The 17,056-nt window shown below is 63.1% G+C and carries 17 protein-coding genes; 6 read left to right on the top strand and 11 right to left on the bottom strand.

Annotated elements, in window-relative coordinates; all coding sequences use genetic code 11:
- Nucleotides 1–180: 180 nt before the first annotated feature.
- Entirely contained in the window at nt 181–1,338 is a 1,158-nt protein-coding gene (locus NKI35_RS18845; RefSeq protein ID WP_352741218.1) for an ATP-grasp domain-containing protein, read from the top strand.
- Nucleotides 1,339–1,396: 58 nt separating this feature from the next.
- Here NKI35_RS18845 and NKI35_RS18840 read toward each other — a convergent pair whose 3' ends face one another.
- From NKI35_RS18840 to NKI35_RS18805, 8 genes are read right to left on the bottom strand one after another with little or no spacing between them, the layout of a single operon-like run.
- Nucleotides 1,397–1,690, bottom strand: a complete 294-nt coding sequence (locus NKI35_RS18840) for an addiction module antidote protein (protein WP_023672747.1) — start codon at nt 1,688–1,690, stop codon at nt 1,397–1,399.
- A 1-nt stretch (nt 1,691) separates the two neighbouring features.
- Nucleotides 1,692–1,979 carry a type II toxin-antitoxin system RelE/ParE family toxin gene (locus NKI35_RS18835; RefSeq protein WP_352654447.1) on the bottom strand — a complete coding sequence of 96 codons (288 nt, stop codon included), beginning with the start codon at nt 1,977–1,979 and terminating at the stop codon, nt 1,692–1,694.
- Between the two features lie 52 nt (nt 1,980–2,031).
- Complete coding sequence (locus NKI35_RS18830) at nt 2,032–2,988, bottom strand: Rieske 2Fe-2S domain-containing protein (RefSeq protein ID WP_352741217.1); 957 nt, start codon at nt 2,986–2,988, stop codon at nt 2,032–2,034.
- A 44-nt stretch (nt 2,989–3,032) separates the two neighbouring features.
- The gene (locus NKI35_RS18825) at nt 3,033–4,166 is read right to left on the bottom strand and encodes a GNAT family N-acetyltransferase (protein ID WP_352741216.1); all 1,134 of its coding nucleotides are present in this window, start codon (nt 4,164–4,166) and stop codon (nt 3,033–3,035) included.
- Complete coding sequence (locus NKI35_RS18820) at nt 4,163–5,419, bottom strand: F390 synthetase-related protein (protein WP_023685700.1); 1,257 nt, start codon at nt 5,417–5,419, stop codon at nt 4,163–4,165. The genes NKI35_RS18825 and NKI35_RS18820 overlap by 4 nt, the downstream gene beginning before the upstream one ends.
- Nucleotides 5,416–6,240, bottom strand: a complete 825-nt coding sequence (locus NKI35_RS18815) for an MBL fold metallo-hydrolase (RefSeq protein WP_023727343.1) — start codon at nt 6,238–6,240, stop codon at nt 5,416–5,418. The genes NKI35_RS18820 and NKI35_RS18815 overlap by 4 nt, the downstream gene beginning before the upstream one ends.
- Entirely contained in the window at nt 6,237–7,241 is a 1,005-nt protein-coding gene (locus NKI35_RS18810) for an NAD-dependent epimerase/dehydratase family protein (protein WP_352654440.1), read from the bottom strand. The genes NKI35_RS18815 and NKI35_RS18810 overlap by 4 nt, the downstream gene beginning before the upstream one ends.
- The gene (locus NKI35_RS18805) at nt 7,238–8,179 is read right to left on the bottom strand and encodes a 3-oxoacyl-[acyl-carrier-protein] synthase III C-terminal domain-containing protein (protein WP_352497168.1); all 942 of its coding nucleotides are present in this window, start codon (nt 8,177–8,179) and stop codon (nt 7,238–7,240) included. Before NKI35_RS18805 ends, NKI35_RS18810 begins: the two co-directional genes overlap by 4 nt.
- A 104-nt stretch (nt 8,180–8,283) precedes the next feature.
- Here NKI35_RS18805 and NKI35_RS18800 point away from each other — a divergent pair, with 104 nt between their 5' ends.
- A complete protein-coding gene (locus tag NKI35_RS18800) occupies nt 8,284–8,976 on the top strand; it encodes a T6SS immunity protein Tdi1 domain-containing protein (RefSeq protein WP_352741215.1) in 693 nt (230 codons plus the stop codon).
- A gap of 6 nt (nt 8,977–8,982) precedes the next feature.
- Here NKI35_RS18800 and NKI35_RS18795 read toward each other — a convergent pair whose 3' ends face one another.
- From NKI35_RS18795 to NKI35_RS18785, 3 genes are read right to left on the bottom strand one after another with little or no spacing between them, the layout of a single operon-like run.
- Nucleotides 8,983–9,432: a DNA polymerase III subunit chi gene (locus NKI35_RS18795; RefSeq protein ID WP_023672739.1), complete on the bottom strand. Its 450-nt coding sequence runs from the start codon at nt 9,430–9,432 to the stop codon at nt 8,983–8,985.
- 8 nt (nt 9,433–9,440) lie between these two features.
- Nucleotides 9,441–10,931: a leucyl aminopeptidase gene (locus NKI35_RS18790; protein ID WP_023695590.1), complete on the bottom strand. Its 1,491-nt coding sequence runs from the start codon at nt 10,929–10,931 to the stop codon at nt 9,441–9,443.
- Nucleotides 10,932–10,980: 49 nt separating this feature from the next.
- Complete coding sequence (locus NKI35_RS18785) at nt 10,981–11,274, bottom strand: hypothetical protein (RefSeq protein ID WP_352741214.1); 294 nt, start codon at nt 11,272–11,274, stop codon at nt 10,981–10,983.
- 32 nt (nt 11,275–11,306) lie between these two features.
- On the opposite strand from NKI35_RS18785, the gene lptF reads away from it, so the two are divergent.
- From lptF to NKI35_RS18765, 4 genes are all read left to right on the top strand, one after another.
- A complete protein-coding gene (lptF, locus tag NKI35_RS18780) occupies nt 11,307–12,506 on the top strand; it encodes an LPS export ABC transporter permease LptF (RefSeq protein ID WP_023672737.1) in 1,200 nt (399 codons plus the stop codon).
- A gap of 2 nt (nt 12,507–12,508) precedes the next feature.
- On the top strand, nt 12,509–13,591 hold the full coding sequence (lptG, locus tag NKI35_RS18775; RefSeq protein WP_023695591.1) for an LPS export ABC transporter permease LptG: 1,083 nt from the start codon (nt 12,509–12,511) through the stop codon (nt 13,589–13,591).
- Nucleotides 13,591–16,038: an LPS-assembly protein LptD gene (locus NKI35_RS18770; protein ID WP_352741213.1), complete on the top strand. Its 2,448-nt coding sequence runs from the start codon at nt 13,591–13,593 to the stop codon at nt 16,036–16,038. The genes lptG and NKI35_RS18770 overlap by 1 nt, the downstream gene beginning before the upstream one ends.
- A 90-nt stretch (nt 16,039–16,128) precedes the next feature.
- A complete protein-coding gene (locus NKI35_RS18765) occupies nt 16,129–17,055 on the top strand; it encodes a peptidylprolyl isomerase (RefSeq protein WP_023705354.1) in 927 nt (308 codons plus the stop codon).
- The last annotated feature ends 1 nt before the right edge of the window (nt 17,056 follow it).

The following is a 17,056-nucleotide window of genomic DNA, read 5'->3' as shown; positions in this document are numbered from 1 at the left end:
AGGAGATCCGGGTGTTCGACAGATTGCCAATAACGCCCTGAAGGCCAAAAAGCGATGGCTGACGCAGCGGAGCCACCTTTGTGGAGTCCGTTGGCGGCACGCAAGCCATGTGGCACTTATGGCGAATGAAGCCTTCCGCAGAAGCATCGACTTGTCTTTTCCAACCGATGCCGGTGGCTCATGCCCAATAGCACCGTGCTGATCACCGGTGCCCGCGCGCCGGTGGCGCTGCACCTGGCGCGGCTATTGCATGGCGCCGGTCGCCGGGTGATCTTGGCCGACAGCCCGGCCCGGCCGATCGCCGCAGCGAGCACGGCCTGCGCCGCCTACCATCGCCTGCCGCCGCCGCGCTTTGCCGCCGACGCCTATGCCAAGGCGGTGGAAGCGCTTGTCCGCGCGGAAGGCATCGAACTCGTTGTCCCGACCTGCGAGGAAGTCTTTTATCTCGGTCGTCTCTGGCAGCACCGCGCCATGCCGGCCCGCCTCTTCGCACCCGAGATGGCGATGCTCGCCCGCGTTCACGACAAGCATGCCTTCATCCGGCTGGCGCAGAGCCTTGGGCTCGACGTGCCGGAAACGATACTGCTGCAAAGCGAGGCCGATCTCGACGGCGTTCGTGGCCAATCGCGCGAATTGGTGTTCAAACCTGTGTGGTCACGTTTTGCCCGTGACGTACTGCTGCGGCCATCGCCGGACGAACTCGACGCCGTCCGCCCCTCGCCCGCCGCTCCTTGGGTGGCGCAGCGCTACATCGCCGGTGAAGAGATCAGCGCCTATGCGGTGGCGATCGAGGGTGAACTCAAAGCGCTGGCGCTCTACCGTTCGCTCTATCGCGCCAGCAAGGGCGCCGGCATCTGTTTCGAGCCGGTCGAGGATATCGCGGCGCGGCGCTTCGTCGAAATCTTCGTCGCCGGCGCCGGCTGGAACGGCCAGATCTCCTTCGACCTGATGCGCGAGAATAACGGCACGGTGCTGCCACTGGAGTGCAATCCGCGCGCCGTGAGCGGCCTGCACTTCTTTCGTGCTCCGCGGCGCTTCGCCGACGCGGTCCTGGAGGATGGCGCCGAGGTGAAGCCCGACGTGACGGCGCCGCAGACGGTGAGGCTGGCGATGTGGATCTACGGGCTGCCGGCGGCACTGCGCTCCGGTGGTCTCGGCCGCTTCCGTCAGGCGATGCGCGAGTCTGATGAGTTGCTCGCCTGGCCGGGCGACCCCGCGCCGAAGCGGGCGCAATGGCGCACTCTGGCCGAGATCGCCGGCACAGCACTGCGCCAGCGCATCAGCCTTCAGGCTGCGTCGACGCGCGATATCGAGTGGAATGGGCCGGAGCAGGACTAGTCGAGTTGAAGCGGAACTTCCCGTTTTCAGCTGAGTGCGTAAGTCCTGCTAAGGTTGCCTAAACGGGATTAACTGGCTTTGCGGACAATTGCAGGCCAAGCGCCTTGGTTACGCCCAGCAATGTACTGAGGCGCGGATCGCCCTTTTCGCTCAGCGCCTTGTAGAGTGCCTCTCGGGTCACGCCGGCGTCCTTCGCTATGCTTGTCATGCCGCGGGCGCGCGCGACAATGCCGAGGGCGTGCGCAATATAAGTCGCGTCCCCGGTCTCGAACGCATCAGCGAGCAGTTCGGCTTGAGACTCAGCATCATCAAGATATTCGGCGGCGTCGAATGGTGTGGTTCTGAGGGTCATATCAAACTTCCTTTGCCATTTTCCTGGCTTTTCCGATGTCCTTGTCCTGCGAGCCTTTGTCACCGCCGCAGAGCAGGATAATGACCGTGTTGCCGCGCCGGACGAAGTACACGCGGTATCCCGGACCGTAATCTACGCGCAATTCTCCTATGCCATCGAAGAACTTGGCGTCTCCCAACAGCCCAGCCTGAACGCGGACAATCCGTTGGGTGATCTTCTTTACGGCGCGAATGTCCGTGAGCCCTCTGAGCCATTTTCGGAATTCGTCAGTGGATCGAACTTCGATCATCCGTGAACTATAATTTACAGCAGAACTGGAATCAAGTGCCGTGAACTTTAGATTACAGCTCGATTTGGTGCACCCGCGGCTCTGCCGCCGCCGGTGGCATCTTGCCGTCGATGATCGCCGCTATGTCGCGGCGCAGGAAATCCAGCGGGCCGATCGCCGGCTGAACCTGCGGCGATATACGGGCGTTGTCGCTGGCCGATTTCAGCACACGGCGATCCTGCTGCAGGGCAAAGGCAAAGAGCGGCCGGAAAGCAAGCGCCTTGAGTTCGCCGAACAGGCCCTGTCGCGGGCCGATCAGCCAGCCGACGCCTTCGAGGGTCCGTTCGTCCGCCTGACGCAAATGGAAAGTGGTCGCCAGCGCCAAGCCGCCCTTGCCCCAATATTCGAGTTCGACGATGCCGGGATGGCGGTAGCGGCCGATGGTCCTGGCGCGCTCGCCTTCCAGCAGCCGGCTGACCAGCCCCTGTTGGCGGTCCTCGCCGGTGTAGCAGCTTTCGACCCAGCCCTTGCCGCCGGTCACCTCGACGCGCACGAGATGGCGCTTTGCGATCAGGCCGCGCAGCACACCCTTGTGGGTGAAGTGGGTGTGAGTGGCGTCGAGAATGTTCTCGGCGGCGTCGAGCACCGTCGATCGCGCCGAGCTTCGCACCCGCTTCACGACGACATCCTTGCCTTGCATGCAATGGAGATAGGGCTCGCCCTCAGGCGTGCCTGCCGAGACGAAGACGACGCCGTCGCGCTCGATCGCGCTGTAGCGGCGGACACGGTAATGCGGGACGTCGCCGACATGGCCGGGAATGGCGGTGCAGCGCCCTTCCCCATTGTAGCGCCAGCCATGATAGGGACATTCGATCTCGCCACCGACGACCTTGCCGGTCGAGAGTTCGACCTGGCGGTGAGCGCAGCGGTCGAAGAGGGCTGCAATCCCCTGCGCCGAGCGGAACAGCACCAGCGGCGTGCCATCGAACAGGATGCGCTTCGGCTTGCCTTTGATATCGACTGACCGCACTACCGCCTGCCAATAGTCTTTGTCTTTTTGCTGCCGGGCTTCGCTCAAAGTTCAAATCTCCTAAGCAGAGGGATGCCGATCTTCGCGAGCACAGATTCCATGATACGCACTGCAGCGCGCTGGCGGCGCCGAAGATGGCCGGCATAGACGGCGTTGTACTCCACTGTTGCCACGGCGCCGCGCAAGCGTTTGAAGGCGGCGGCACCGGCGCTCATGTTGAAGAACAGGCCGTGCACCATCGCATGATCCTGAGCCAGCGCCATCATCATGCGGTAAAGGCCTTCGCTCACCGGGAGGCCGGTGTCGTAGCCGACGATGGGCTGCGTCAGTGTCCTGCCGTTCTGAGACAAAGCGGCGACGGCGACCAGTTCACCGCCGGGACGACGCAGGCCTGCCAGTTGCAGGATGCCGCGACGGTGCGTCTCGCCGATATAGCGGGCGGTGTAGTGCGGGTTGAGCGGCGTGTATTTGTCGAGATAGAGCATCCGGTAGAGCGCTTCGGCGCGCGCATAGTCGGCCTCGGTGAAGTCGCCATTGCCGACCCGCTCGAACGGCGTCGTGCGCAGCCGCTTGCGGTCGCGCTTCATGTCGTTGGTCATGACCGAACCGCGGCCGGCGAAGATGTAGATTTGCCGCGCCGCCAGCATTCGAAAACCCTCCGCCTTCAGCGCTGCCATTGTCGAGGGATCGGCGATCTCGTTCAGGGAGCGGATGAGAACAGCGCGATCGGGAAAACGCGCCGTGAGATCGTCGCGGATCGCAGCGACCGCGTTGCGATCGAGCAGCGGCACCGGATTGGTCGAATAGAGCCAGTTGTTGACCTGAACCTGATGGTCGAGGCCGCTCATCCTGACCAGCGGCGCGCACAGGCCAATCAACATGCGGATCGCTCTTTGCAGCATGGGCGACGAGACGAAATTGCGGGTCTCGTCGATGGCGTAGTCGATATAGGCGCTGGACGGGCAGCAGACATAGCAGTTCGGCGCCTCGCTTCTGTCGTTCAGCGTCAGTGGAAAGAAGCGGCCAGCGATCTCGAGGGCCTCGACGGCGACCGTCAGATTTCGCACGAGGTCGCGCACCGGCACCTCGTTGAATAGCTGAACGAAGGCTTCGACCTCACGCGGGTTGTTTTCAACCTGGTCCAGTTGAGCGACTGGCAATGCGGCAGGCCGATTCACGTCCTCATCCCCAGTCGGCATTCTACACGGCGCAGTTTACGGCTGGTCTCCAGCGGCAGGCTCTTGCGCAGGAGGCTGACTCTCACCGTCGCCTGGCGCGCGGCCAGTAGCGTTCGCACGGCTGCATGCGCGGCAGTGGCGGCTTCGTCGGCGAGCTCGGGCGCAAGGCTAAGTTCGATGACGTCGGCAGCGGTCTGGACCAGGCGGAAATCGTCGATGCGCCGGTCGGCCTTGAGCACCGCATTGCGTAGTATGTCGGGCGTGACGAGGAGCTGCCCGTGCGGCGAGGCGAGCCGGAAAGCGTCGTCCATGCGGCCGACGATCTCGTCCAGCGTGCGCAGCGGCGAGCCGCAGCGGCATGGCTTTTCGGACAGCCGCAGCAGATCGTTCATCCGGTAGCGCGCCATGATCTGGGTCCGGCGGCGAAAGGCGGTGATCAGCGGCATGACCAGGCCGTCGCCGGCCGGTTCGAACTCGAAGAACACCGAATCCTCGGCCAGATGCAGCCCGCCCTGGGGGCAGGTGACGGCGAACAGCCCTTCCGTCGCCATGTAGATCTGGTCGAGCTGACGACCAAAGAATGCCTGGATGACCGGCCGGTCAACCGGGTCGAGCGTTTCGGCGGCGCTGAAGACACGCTGCGGCTTGAGCCTAAAGCCCTCGGCCGCGAAGTGCCGCAGCATCTTCGGCGGCGCGATGATCACCGTCGGCGCGAAACCTTCGAGAGCGCCGCGCCAGCTCTCCGGACCGCGCGTCAGATCGAAGAAGCGCAGGTCGATACGCCGCGATTTGCGCGCGCTATCGTAGAGCCCGGTGTTTTGCGGCAGGATCACCGCAACGCGCTGCCGGCGCCAGAGCAGATCGGGCACTGCTTTGGCCAGGATGGTGCCCAGCCAGCGGTATTTTTCCGCTTCGGAAATGATGAACAGGCCACGATTGCCCGACGTGCCGGTGCTGGCGCCGACTGTCAGTTCACCAATGCGGCCATCGCCTGCCTGCGCCTTCCAGGCCTCGGCGGCCGAGACGCCGCGGATGTTGAAGCGCTCGAAATTGCCCATCAGCGTCGCCTTGTCGGTCACCGGCAGATCGCCGAGATGACGCGGCGTCTTGCCGTAGAACGGCGCGCGCGGCAGGTCGCGGTCGAGAAAGCGGCGCAAGGCATGACCTTGCCAGCGTTCGAAATTCTCACGGCTCTTGCGCGAGAGCCATTGCGTCAACACAAACGAACGGGCCGCTTCCGTCGGCCCGTTCATGCGCTCTCTCCGGCAAGATCGTAGGCCGTCACCGCCGGATCATGACAAAGAACAACCTCGCCGCCGGTCGCCAGAAACCGGCGCAACATTACGCTGGTCGGCTCGATCGCGGCGGCATCCTCGGCCAGCAGGGTTGCCGGCAGACCGGGAGTTCGGTTTTCGACAAGGGCCGCGAACAACCATTGCGCGTCGACGGCGTAGAGCAGCGGCCGCTCCAGATTTGGGAACGAAAGGCCGAACTGGCCATCGGCATGGCCGGGCAGATCGACTGCGATGACGCTGCCGTCGCCGAACAGATCGGCGCCGCCTGGCACGCCGCCGCGAGGTTCGATCCGCCGCTTCGACGACAGCCCGTCGAGCCGGCTCTCGAAATCGGGCGGGAACAGTTCCTTGAAGACGCCATGGCGCAGATTCTGCCGGGAAGTCTTGGCCTTCGCCCGCGCCCAGGCGGTGTCATTGGCGATAAGCCGAGCGTTGGGAAACAGCGACAGGCCCGACATGTGGTCGGCATGGAAATGCGTGACAATGACGGTGCGCACATCCTGCAAAGACAGGCCGAAGCGCGCCAGTACCGCGAGCGGCTGCTCGGCTTCGTTGAGCTGGGGCCGGAGGATCGCACTGTAAAGACGCAGCGCCGTGCTGCGCTCGCTGCCTTGTGTCACATGCGGCGTGTAGCCGGTATCGATCAGTACGGGGCCGGCCTGCGGATGCATGATCAGGCCGTAGCGGACACGTAGCCTGACCTTCGCCCAGCTGCCGCCGCGCAGGATCAGGCGCTCGGCTGCGCTGACAGAGGCGCTGTTGGCGAAGACGATCTTCACGCAGCCTCCCTGCTTTCCGTCGCCTTGCCGAATGTGCGATCGAGCCCTTCCTCGAACGACACTTTCGGCGCCCAGCCGAGGATGCGGCCTGCCTTGGAAAGATCGAGGCTCTGCGCATAGGCGAACAGGCCAAGACCGTAGCGCGTCACCGGCGGTTCCGGGCGGCCGGGCAATATATTCGCTACCGTCTCCGCTATCCCGGCCGCCAGCATGGCGGGCCAGAGCGGCATTCTGCGCCAGCGCGGCTGCACGCCGGCGCGGGCGCAGGCCGCCTCGGCAATGCGGCGGACCGGCACCACTTCGCCGCCGGAGACGTTGAATATCTGTCCCTCGGCAGCGCTGCCAGCGGAGAGCGCGGCAAGCACGGCATCGACGACATCCTCTACATAAGTGAGATCGATGCGCGCCTTGCCGTCGCGAAACAGCGGCAGCGGGCGCTGCCGTGCCACCTGCAGCAGGCGCGGCAGCAGCGTGCGGTCGCCGGGACCGTAGAGGCCGCGCGGCCGCAGCACCACCGGGCTGATCTCAGGCGCCGCCAGCACGATCTCCTCGGCCTGCCGCTTGGTGCGGGCATAGTGGTTGACCGGAGGGGGCAAGGCCGCATTCTCGGAAACTCCGAGCTGGTCGCGATAGGCGAAACAGACCGTCGGGCTGGAGATATGGACGAAGCGGCGCACGCCTTGCCCGCGCGCGAAATCGCTGAGGTTGCGGGTAGCTGTGACATTTGCCGTCTGGAAATCCGCCAACCTGCCGAAGGGCGCGGAAAGTGCCGCGCAGTGGATGATCGCATCGACGCCGTCGAGAGCGCGCGCGGCAGCTGCATCGAATGGTTGAGACAAATCGAGCCGAACGACCCGATGACCAGCGGCTTCGAGCGCCGCGCAGCGTTTGGCGTCCCTGCCAAGACCCAGCGCCGGTGTACCCAGTGCAGCCAGCCGCGCCATGACATGCGCGCCGAGGAAGCCGCTGGCGCCGGTGACGAGGACGCGTCCCACGGTCATGCTTCCAGCGCCATGCCGCCGAACGACACGCCGGCCGAGGTGCCGAGGAACAGCACTTTGGCGCCGGGCACAATGCGTTGTTCGCGGCGCGCGACGTCGAGCGCAAAGGGGATGGAAGCGGCGATCTGATTGCCGTAGCGCGCCGCGATGTCGACGAGCTTTTCCCTGGCGAAGCCGGTCTGGCGCGCCATGTGGGCGAGCGCGAAAGGGCTTGCCTGATGCGGCACGACGAGGTCGACATCGTCGTGCCGCCAGCCGGCGCGATCGAGCAACTCCGCTACAAAGCCGTTGAAATGGCGTGACGTGACGCGAAACAGTTCCTTACCCTCCATGTGGAACAGGCTGTGGCGGGCGAATTCCTCAGGCTCACGATGAAAGTCGAACCGGGTGCCGCCGGAGCCGATGCTGCAGGCCTCATAGGCGGAAGGGTAGGTGCGCATCAGGTTGGCCGCGACTCGACCCTCGGCAGGGGCTGCCTGTTGCAGCACGGCGGCCGCCGCGCCATCGCCGAAGAGGGCCGCAATTTCCGGCTGGTCCTGCCACGGCAGCGCGCGCGAGGCGATTTCAGACGAGAACACCAGCGCCGTCCGGCATTGCCCGGCCTCGATCAGGCGCGACGCGGTCTCGAAGGCTGTGAGGAAGCCCAGGCAGGTGCTGTTGACGTCGAAAGCGGCCGCCGACCCATCGGCAAGGCCGAGGCGCTGCATGACCAGCGGCGCCGTCGACGGCAACGGCTGGTAAGGCACGCCGCAACCGCCGATGACCAGATCGACACTGCCTGCCTCAAGTTCGGCATCGGCAAGCGCCAGACGGGCTGCGGCACAAGCAAGGTCGACCTGCGATTCGGCGTCGCAGACATAGCGTTCGATGACGCCGGTCGCGGCCTCGAAATGTCCATCCCCAAACCCCAGCCGCGCATCGAGGGCGCGCGACGTCACGCATCGAGCCGGCACGGCCCGCCCGGTTCCGATGATCCTGATCCGCATTCTCAGCCCGCCCAATGAGCCTGCATCCAGTCAATCCATAAAACGGATCCAATGTGATGGCCATCATCAAGACGAATGCGTGGGAACTATGGAGCCTTCAGTGGATTGCGGCTAGAATCTCTCGCAAGTATAAAGACCCGTACGGGGCGATTATGGCCAGATCTTTTTTCCGCTTTATTTCTTCAATTTTTGGCGCGTCCGACGCCAGACAGGAAGGAAAAGCCGAGGCCAACAGAGCCAATACAGGGGGCTTGATCAGAGCCGAATGGCCCCATGACTATCAGTTCCTCTTTATCGAACCACCTGCGAACGAAGTCGCGGAAGCGTTGGACGGCTGGAAGTGGATCGGACTGGATGGCCTTGAACCAGCTGCGGTGTCAGCTTTCGGCGACATATTTTTCCGTGCCGGCGACGGGTCGGTTCGTCATCTCGATATGCTCGACGGGAAATTGACCAGAATTGCGGGTCATTGGGCGGAATTTCAGGCCGACTTGCAGAATGAAGCGCGCCGCGACGAGTTGCTGCTGGCGGGCCTTGTCGTTGCCGCCCGAAAGAACCGACTGATTCCGGCAGCCGGCCAATGCTATGATTTCAAGAAGCCGCCGGTGCTTGGCGGCGAAATGAGTCTGCGAGAGATGGAAACGACGTTTTTCGTTGTGAAGGTGCATATCGCCGGCCAAATCCATCGGCAGGTGAAAGATCTCCCGCAGGGCGCGAAGATAAACAAGGTTACGATCAGCAACCGATAACGCGACTTACGCCTTGCGCTCCCAGCGACGGTCGGGCGTCTGCTGCCAGTAGGTGACAGCGTGGCCCGCTTCTTTCAACACCTTCCAATGCGTCCGCGCCCCTTCGACCTGGGCCGCGTCATGGCCGTCGAACAGGAACACGGCGCGTTCGTAGCCGGCGAGATCGGCGGGTGCGGCGCCATCGACGAGGAAGCGTATCTGCGCCTGGTTGGGGTTGGCGTCGCTCGTGGTGAGCAGGATTGGCTGTTCGGCCGGATGGGCTTCACGGTCGGTCGCGTGCGCGAGGAACGAATCGTCCCTGAATGTCCACAGATGCAGGTCGAGCGCATCGCGCCGCTCCTCGGTCCCTGTCTGCACCACGGCGCGCCAGCCGCGATCGACGCTGCGCTCGAGCAGGCCGGGAAGCGCATCCTCCAGCGTCGATTCGGTCAGGTGGTAGAACAGGACATCGGCCATTCCCTGCCTTATCCCTCGTAATTGTCGCGCACCAGCCGGTCGAGCAGCCTGACGCCGAAACCCGAGCCCCAGGACTGGTTGATCTCGCTCGGCGGAGAGCCCATCGCGGTGCCGGCGATGTCGAGATGCGCCCACGGCGTTTCCTTGACGAAGCGCTGCAGGAACTGCGCGGCGATGATGGCGCCGCCATAGCGGCCGCCGATGTTCTTCATGTCGGCGTTCTTGGAATCGATCAGCTTGTCGTATTCGGGCCCAAGCGGCATGCGCCACAGCCGCTCCTGACTCGCCTGGCCGGCCGCCGTCAACCTGTCCGAAAGTTCGTCATTGTTGGAGAACAGGCCGGCATAATGCTGGCCGAGCGCGACCATGATGGCGCCGGTCAGCGTCGCCAGATTGACCATGAATTTCGGCTGGAAGCGGTCGTTGCAATACCACAGCGCGTCGGCCAGAACGAGGCGTCCTTCGGCATCGGTGTTGAGCACCTCGATGGTCTGACCCGACATCGAGGTGACGATGTCGCCGGGGCGCTGGGCATGGCCGTCGACGGCATTTTCCACCAGCCCGACGATGCCGACGACATTGGCCTTGGCCTTTCGCGCGGCCAGCGCCTGGATGAGCCCGATGACGGCCGCGGCACCGCCCATGTCGCCCTTCATGTCTTCCATGCCGGAGGCCGGCTTCATAGAATTGCCGCCGGTGTCGAAGGTGACGCCCTTGCCGACGAAGGCGACCGGTGCGTCCTTGGCCTTGCCGCCCTTCCATTGCATGACAGCCATCCGGGCGCCGCGCGGCGAACCCTGCGCGACACCGAGGAGCGAGCCCATGCCGAGCTTCTTCATTTCCTTCTCGGTGAGGATCTCGACCTCGACGCCGAGCGCTTCCAGTTCCTTGGCGCGGGCGGCGAATTCGATCGGGCCGAGCGTATTGGCCGGTTCGTTGACAAGGTCGCGCGCCAGAAGCACGCCGTCGATGACCGCAACCTCGTCGGCGAAGGCCTTTTTCGCCGCGGCAGGATCGGCGGTGTGGATGGTCACCTTGACCGGTTTCTTCGGCTCGGCATCGTCCTTGTCTTTCCTGGTCTTGTATTTGTCGAAGGAGTAGCTGCGAAGAATGATGCCGGCGGCAAGGTTCGCCGCTTGCCTGCCGCCAATCTTTGCGCCCGGCACATCGAGGATGACGGCCACCTCCGCTGCCTTGCGCAGGGACGCGGCGATGGTGCCGCCAAGCTTCAGCCAGGCAAAGTCATCGAGGCCGGCGACCTTGCCGGCGCCGACCGCCACCAGTCGGTCGAGCGATGTTCCCTGCGGCGCCAGCACTTCGACGACACCGGCGAATTTTCCGGAAAACTCCGCCACCGGAAACGCCCGCGCCAGCGTTCCTGAGGGGTCGCAGGCCTTTGCCGGTTCGCCAAGACCACCATCGTCGGCCGCCAGCACGATGATGCTGCCCTTTTTGGGTGCGGCAAATTTGGCGAAGGCGATCAATGGTCTCAAAGTCATCAGGTCCTGCTTTCGGGAAACGGCTCAGATTTTCAGGAAAAATGCATTCTCAGGGAAGATGCGCGACATTTGGTCGTTTTCCTTGATTTGGCAAGACTTTGCCGGAATCAGGGCTCATATGCGCAGCGGAATCGATAACGATTCGTCGCGGCACGGCTCCGCTTTCCTGCCGCAACCTTTTGTTAACCATTGATGTTCTCCCTTTCTTATTCATTGCCGCCGACACTCCGGCCTGCGGAACGGGCGATGTGGGACGGAGAATCGGATCGAACCGCCTGAAAGAAATGGCCAAACGCACCCAGTTGTACAGCCGCAGCCGGACGACTACCTTGTGGGCGGGCATGATGCCGTTCGGCAAATCGAGAAAAGCCTTACATGAAGGTCGTTGAACGCTACATCATGCGTCGCGCACTGGCGGTGTTTCTCGCTGCGCTGATCTGGACGCTGGCCATTGTCTGGACGACGCAGGTGCTTGCCCGCATCGACCTGGTCACCGACAGTGGCCAATCGGCGCTCACTTTTTTCGAGGTCGCGGGCCTCATCATCCCCACCATCATCCCGATCGTGGTGCCATTCGCCCTGGTGGTGGCGGTGGCCCAGACGCTCAGCGTCATGAACTCCGATTCGGAATTGGCCGTCATCAACGCCGCCGGCGCCTCGCGCTGGACGATTGTGCGGCCGGTCCTGCTGATCGCGCTGGCGGCCAGCGTCTTTTCCTTCGCGGTCGACAATGGCGTCGAACCCTATGCCAGGCAGAAGAACCGCCAGCTGATAGCATCCTCGCGCGCCGATCTCTTGTCGCTGATCATCCAGGAAGGCACGTTCCGCAAGATCGACGACGGGCTGTTCCTGCAGATAGGCGAGCGGCTGCCGGACAACCGGCTCGGCGGCATCTTCGTGGCCGATTCGCGCGAGGAAGGCGCCAATCTGATCTATTATGCCAAGAGCGGCAGCGTCGTCGAAAAGGGTGACGAGAAGGTGCTGATGATGAATGACGGCGTCATTCATCGCAAGACGCTGACCGGCGACCTGTCGGTCATTCGCTTCACGTCCTACGCCTTCGACCTTTCCGCCTTCATGTCGGCGGCGAACGATATCATGCTCCTGCCCAAGGACCGAACGACGCAATACCTGCTCAACCCGGATCCGAACGACAAGATCTTCCAGCGCAGGCCCGGCGCCTACAAGGCCGAGCTCGACCAGCGCTTTTCCGAATGGTCCTATTCGCTGGTGTTCGCGCTGATCGCGCTGGCCGTGGCAGGCGATGCGCGCTCACACCGCGAGGCGCGCATCCACCCGCTGATCACAGCCATCGCCATTGCGCTGTTCGTGCGCTGGCTGGGCTTCTTTGCCGCCGGCAAGGCCGACAAGATCCCGCAATACGCCTATATGGTCTATGGCGTGCCGGTCATCGCCTCGGCGGTCGCCATCTGGTTCATCGTCACCTCGCGAAGCATGGAACTGCCCGGCAGCTGGGCCGACTGGATGACGAATTTCGCCGGCCGCGTCAGCGATGGCTGGACGGCGCTCAAGCTGCGCCTCAATCGGCGCTACACATCCGGCCAGGGAGCCTGACGATGGGCTGGACCCTGGGCCGCTACTTCTTCTTTCGCTACGTGTCGATCACGATCTGGTTCTTCATCGGCCTTCTGGCGCTGGTGTTCCTGATCGACTTCACCGAGCTGTCCGGCCGCATCACCGGCCTGCCGGGCTTCACCTACGGCACGGCGGTCGCCATCTCGGCGCTGAGGATGCCGATGATCATGCTGCAGACGGTGCCGTTCGTCGGCCTGTTCTCGGCGATGGCGACGCTGGTCTCGCTCAACCGAAAATACGAGCTGGTGATTGCGCGCTCGGCCGGAGTGTCGGCCTGGCAGTTTCTGTTGCCCTGCTGCATCGGTGCGCTGTTATTCGGCATATTGTCGGTCGGCGTGCTCAATCCGATCGCCGCGCATGGCTTCTCATGGTCGGAGCAGATGGAAAACCAGCTGCGATCCGGCAATTCGAACGCGGTGGCGGCCGATGCCACGCCGTGGATCCGCCAGAAAACCAACTCCGGCGATACCATCATCGGCGCCCGCGCCATCCTGAACCAGGGCCTGGAAATGGCCGACACCGTGTTCTTCGTCCTCGATCCGCAGGGCAATATCGTCGAGCGCAAGGACGCCGCCCGGGCCTTTCTGCGCGACGGCTACTGGGAATTGCAGGACGTCAAGGTGTTCAAGGATGGCAACATCCGTTCCGAAACGACCGACCAGTTGCCGACCAACCTCAAGCCGGAATTCGTGCAGGAACGGCTGGCGCGCCCCGAAACCATCCCGTTTTACGACCTTCCCGGCAAGATTGAGGTTGCCCGCTCCTTCGGCCTCAAGGCAAATGCCTTCGCCATGCAGTTCGATTCGCTGGTGGCGTTACCGTTCCTGCTTGTGGCCATGACGCTGATTGCGGCAACAGTTTCAATGCGATTTGCGAGGATGGGGCAGTCGGCAACGATGATTCTGGGTGGCGTCCTCGCCGGCTTTCTGCTTTATGTCGTTTCGGTATTGGTCAAGGCATTCGGCGTTGCGGGATTCGTGCCCACAGCCGTGGCTGCATGGGTTCCGGTTGTCGTGGCTATGTTCTTTGGGGTGACATTCCTGCTATACAAGGAAGACGGCTAGTGAGGGAGGCGGCTTTGCGCAGCCATAGGCAGGCCGGTTTGGCGCGCCTCTATTCGGCGAGCGCCTTGGCATGCCTGCTCGCCTGCGGCGTGCTGACGGGCCCTGCGCTGGCGCAGGACGTTACCGACGTGGCAACGAAGGTTCCCTCCGGCTCCCAGATGCTGCTGTCGGCCGACACGCTCGTCTATAACAACGACAACCAGACGGTCACCGCCATCGGCGGCGTCCAGATCGACTATGGCGGCAACAAGCTCGTCGCCCAGCGCGTCGTCTATGATCGAAACACCAAGCGGCTGGTTGCCAGCGGCAATGTGGAGATCGTCAACAGCGACGGCACCAAGATCAACTCGCAGCATATCGACATTACCGACGATTTCGCTGACGGTTTCGTCAATGCGCTGCGCGTCGAAACGCCCGAAAAAGCCTATTTCGCCGCCGAAAGCGCCGAGCGCATGGGCGGCGTGCTGACAACGTTCCACAACGGCGTCTATACGGCCTGCGAGCCTTGCGAAGACAAGCCGGACAAGGCGCCGACCTGGCGGATCAAAGCCAGGAAGATCATCTGGAACGGCGAAAAGAAAACGGTTCGCTTCGAGAACGCGAATTTCGAATTCTTCGGTTTCCCGCTGGCTTATCTGCCGGCGTTCGAGATCGCCGACCCGACGGTCAAGCGCAAAAGCGGCTTCCTGATCCCCAGCATCGGCTACAACAATCGTCTCGGCGTCGGCGTCAAAGTCCCCTACTACTTCGCTTTGTCGCCGACCTACGACCTCACCGTTACCGGCAGCGGCTATACCAAGCAGGGTTTCCTCGGCGAGGCCGAGTGGCGCCAGCGCTTCAACAATGGCCAATACACGCTGAAGCTTGCCGGAATCAACCAGCAGGACCCTGGCGCTTTCCGTGATTTCGCGGCTTTCCCCGGCGGCTACAATGTCAATTCGGGGCCAGCAGGCGATCCGAACAAGTTCCGCGGCATGATGGGCACCAAGGGCCAGTTCGCCATCAATCCGCGCTGGGACTTCGGCTGGGATATCCTGCTTCAGACCGACAAGAATTTTTCGCGTACCTATACGATCGAAGGCTACAACGACGCCGTGCATCAATCGTCGGTCTACCTGACCGGCCTAAACGACCGCAATTATTTCGATGTGCGCGCCATGCGCTTCCAGGTTCAGGAGAACACACCGGACGGCAACGTCGCATCGCGCAGCGACAAGCAGCCCTGGGTGTTGCCGTCGCTCGATTATGCCTACATTCCCGACATGTCGGTGGCCGGCGGCCAGCTGTCGTTCAACGTCAATGCACGAGTCATTCGCCGCGACGATCTCGATCAGGCCTATTTCGTCCCCTATCAACCAAATGCGCCAGACTCGGGCGTCCAGCGCGTGCGCGGCATCGAGGGTGAATCCGGCCGTCTCACCGCCGAAGCCGAATGGAAGCGCACCTTCACCACCGACGGCGGACTGCAGCTGACGCCGCTTCTGGCTCTGCAGGGAGACGTCGACTATCTCAATGCATCCTCAAGTTCGCTCGCTGCCATTGATGCGATGGCCGCCGATCATCGAATAGACACCACCGCCGATATGAGATCCTCGTTTGCCCGCTATATGGCGACCGCCGGACTTGAAATGCGCTGGCCGGTGCTGTTCTCGATGACCGGCTCCAGCCATATCGTCGAGCCGATGGCGCAGGTCTTCATGCGCCCGAATGAGCAGTATGTCGGCGGGCTCGCCGTTCCCAACGAGGATGCACAGAGCTTCGTCTTCGACGCCACGACCCTGTTCGAGCGCGACAAGTTCTCCGGCTACGACCGCGTCGAAGGCGGCAGCCGCGCCAATGTCGGGTTCCGCTATTCCGGCGCCTACGACAGTGGCTGGGGCACCAACGCGATCTTCGGCCAATCCTACCAGTTGGGCGGGCGCAACTCGTTCGATTCACCGGATCTGGTCAATGCGGGCGCCGATTCCGGCTTGGAGACTTCGACCTCCGACTATGTCGGCCTTGTCGGCTTCAGCAGCCCGAGCGGCTTCTCCGGTTCGCTCAGCGGCCGCTTCGACGAGCAGACCTTCGAAGTTCGCCGTGCCGAGGTGAAGGCCGCCTATTCCGGGCTGCCGGTTTCGCTGAGCGCCAAATACGCCTTCATCCAGGCGCAGCCGCTCTATGGTTTCACCACCGACCGCCACGAAGTCACGCTCGGCGCCTCGACGCACCTGGCCGAAAACTGGCGCGTCTTCGGCACCGGCACCTACGACCTGCAACAAAGCGTGCTGGTCAAGGACGGCGTCGGCTTTGCCTACAATGATTCCTGCTTCACCTACCTGATGACGTACTCGGAATCACGCGACATCAACACCAAGGAAGTGTCGCAGAATGTCGGCTTCAACCTGTCGTTCCGCACGCTCGGCGATTTCGGCTCGTCCCAAAGCTCGATCGACTCCATCCAGTAGAGCCGGCTGACGACATCGTTTTGCCGCATAAAGCGGGCACGGATTTCGCCAATATCGGGCTGGAATCGGCCAAAACCGGGCTAGAATGGGATGCTTTCGATGAGGAAATACCTGTTTTCGGCAGGATTCGCGCTCCTGTTCGCGGCGACCTCGGTCTCTGTCACCACGATGGTACCGCCGGCCTTCGCCAGTGAAATCAAGTATGTCGTCAACAACATGCCGATCACCACCGGCGACATCGCGCACCGGGCTGCCTTCCTGAAACTGCAGCGCAAGAAGGGTGACGCGGGTCAGGAAATGATCGACCAGACGCTGCGTATGGCGGAGGCCAGGCGTCTCGGCATCCGCATCTCCGACGCCCAGGTAGAGGCTGCCTATCAGCGCTTTGCCTCGAGCAACAAGATGCAGCTCAAGCAGCTCGACGGTGTCATGGCGCAGTCCGGCGTGACCAAGGAGCATTTCAAGGAATTCATCCGCTCCCAGATGGCGTGGAACCAGGCGCTGAGCGCACGCTACGGCGGCGGCGGCGGGGAGGTGAGCGAACAGGATCTGGTCAAGCGCATGCTCGAAAAAGGCGGCGCCAAGCCAAGCGCCACCGAGTACATGCTGCAGCAGGTGATCTTCGTGGTGCCGAAGGCCGAGCGCAGTGCCACACTCGCCAAACGCAAGCGCGAGGCCGAAGCCATGCGAGCCCGCTTCAATGGCTGCAACACCACGCGTGAATTCGCCAAGGGCCTGATCGACGTCACCGTTCGCGACCTCCCCCGATTGCTGGCGCCGCAACTGCCGCCGGACTGGGCCGAGCAGATCAAGGCCACCAAGCTGGGCGGCGCCACGGCCGTGCGCGAGACCGATCGTGGCATTGAATTCATCGGCATCTGCTCGTCGCGCGAGGTTTCCGACGACAAGGCGGCCCAGATGGTGTTCCAGAGCGAAGGCAGCGACAAGAACGCCGACGAGCTCTCGGCCAAATATGTCGAAGAGCTGAAGGCGAAAGCCAAGATCGTTACGCGCTGAA

Origin of the sequence: Mesorhizobium sp. M0676, assembly GCF_040320535.1 — a bacterium.
GTDB lineage: Bacteria > Pseudomonadota > Alphaproteobacteria > Rhizobiales > Rhizobiaceae > Mesorhizobium.
This window is presented reverse-complemented; position numbering and strand designations above follow the sequence as displayed.

What these genes read in the sequence shown, in the direction of transcription:
- NKI35_RS18845 (WP_352741218.1), top strand. Translation starts at nt 181, where the DNA reads ATGCCCAATAGCACCGTGCTGATCACCGGTGCCCGCGCGCCGGTGGCG.
- NKI35_RS18840 (WP_023672747.1), bottom strand. Translation starts at nt 1,690, where the DNA reads ATGACCCTCAGAACCACACCATTCGACGCCGCCGAATATCTTGATGAT.
- NKI35_RS18835 (WP_352654447.1), bottom strand. Translation starts at nt 1,979, where the DNA reads ATGATCGAAGTTCGATCCACTGACGAATTCCGAAAATGGCTCAGAGGG.
- NKI35_RS18820 (WP_023685700.1), bottom strand. Translation starts at nt 5,419, where the DNA reads ATGAACGGGCCGACGGAAGCGGCCCGTTCGTTTGTGTTGACGCAATGG.
- NKI35_RS18810 (WP_352654440.1), bottom strand. Translation starts at nt 7,241, where the DNA reads ATGACCGTGGGACGCGTCCTCGTCACCGGCGCCAGCGGCTTCCTCGGC.
- NKI35_RS18800 (WP_352741215.1), top strand. Translation starts at nt 8,284, where the DNA reads ATGGCCATCATCAAGACGAATGCGTGGGAACTATGGAGCCTTCAGTGG.
- NKI35_RS18795 (WP_023672739.1), bottom strand. Translation starts at nt 9,432, where the DNA reads ATGGCCGATGTCCTGTTCTACCACCTGACCGAATCGACGCTGGAGGAT.
- NKI35_RS18790 (WP_023695590.1), bottom strand. Translation starts at nt 10,931, where the DNA reads ATGACTTTGAGACCATTGATCGCCTTCGCCAAATTTGCCGCACCCAAA.
- NKI35_RS18785 (WP_352741214.1), bottom strand. Translation starts at nt 11,274, where the DNA reads ATGCCCGCCCACAAGGTAGTCGTCCGGCTGCGGCTGTACAACTGGGTG.
- lptF (WP_023672737.1), top strand. Translation starts at nt 11,307, where the DNA reads ATGAAGGTCGTTGAACGCTACATCATGCGTCGCGCACTGGCGGTGTTT.
- lptG (WP_023695591.1), top strand. Translation starts at nt 12,509, where the DNA reads ATGGGCTGGACCCTGGGCCGCTACTTCTTCTTTCGCTACGTGTCGATC.
- NKI35_RS18765 (WP_023705354.1), top strand. Translation starts at nt 16,129, where the DNA reads ATGCTTTCGATGAGGAAATACCTGTTTTCGGCAGGATTCGCGCTCCTG.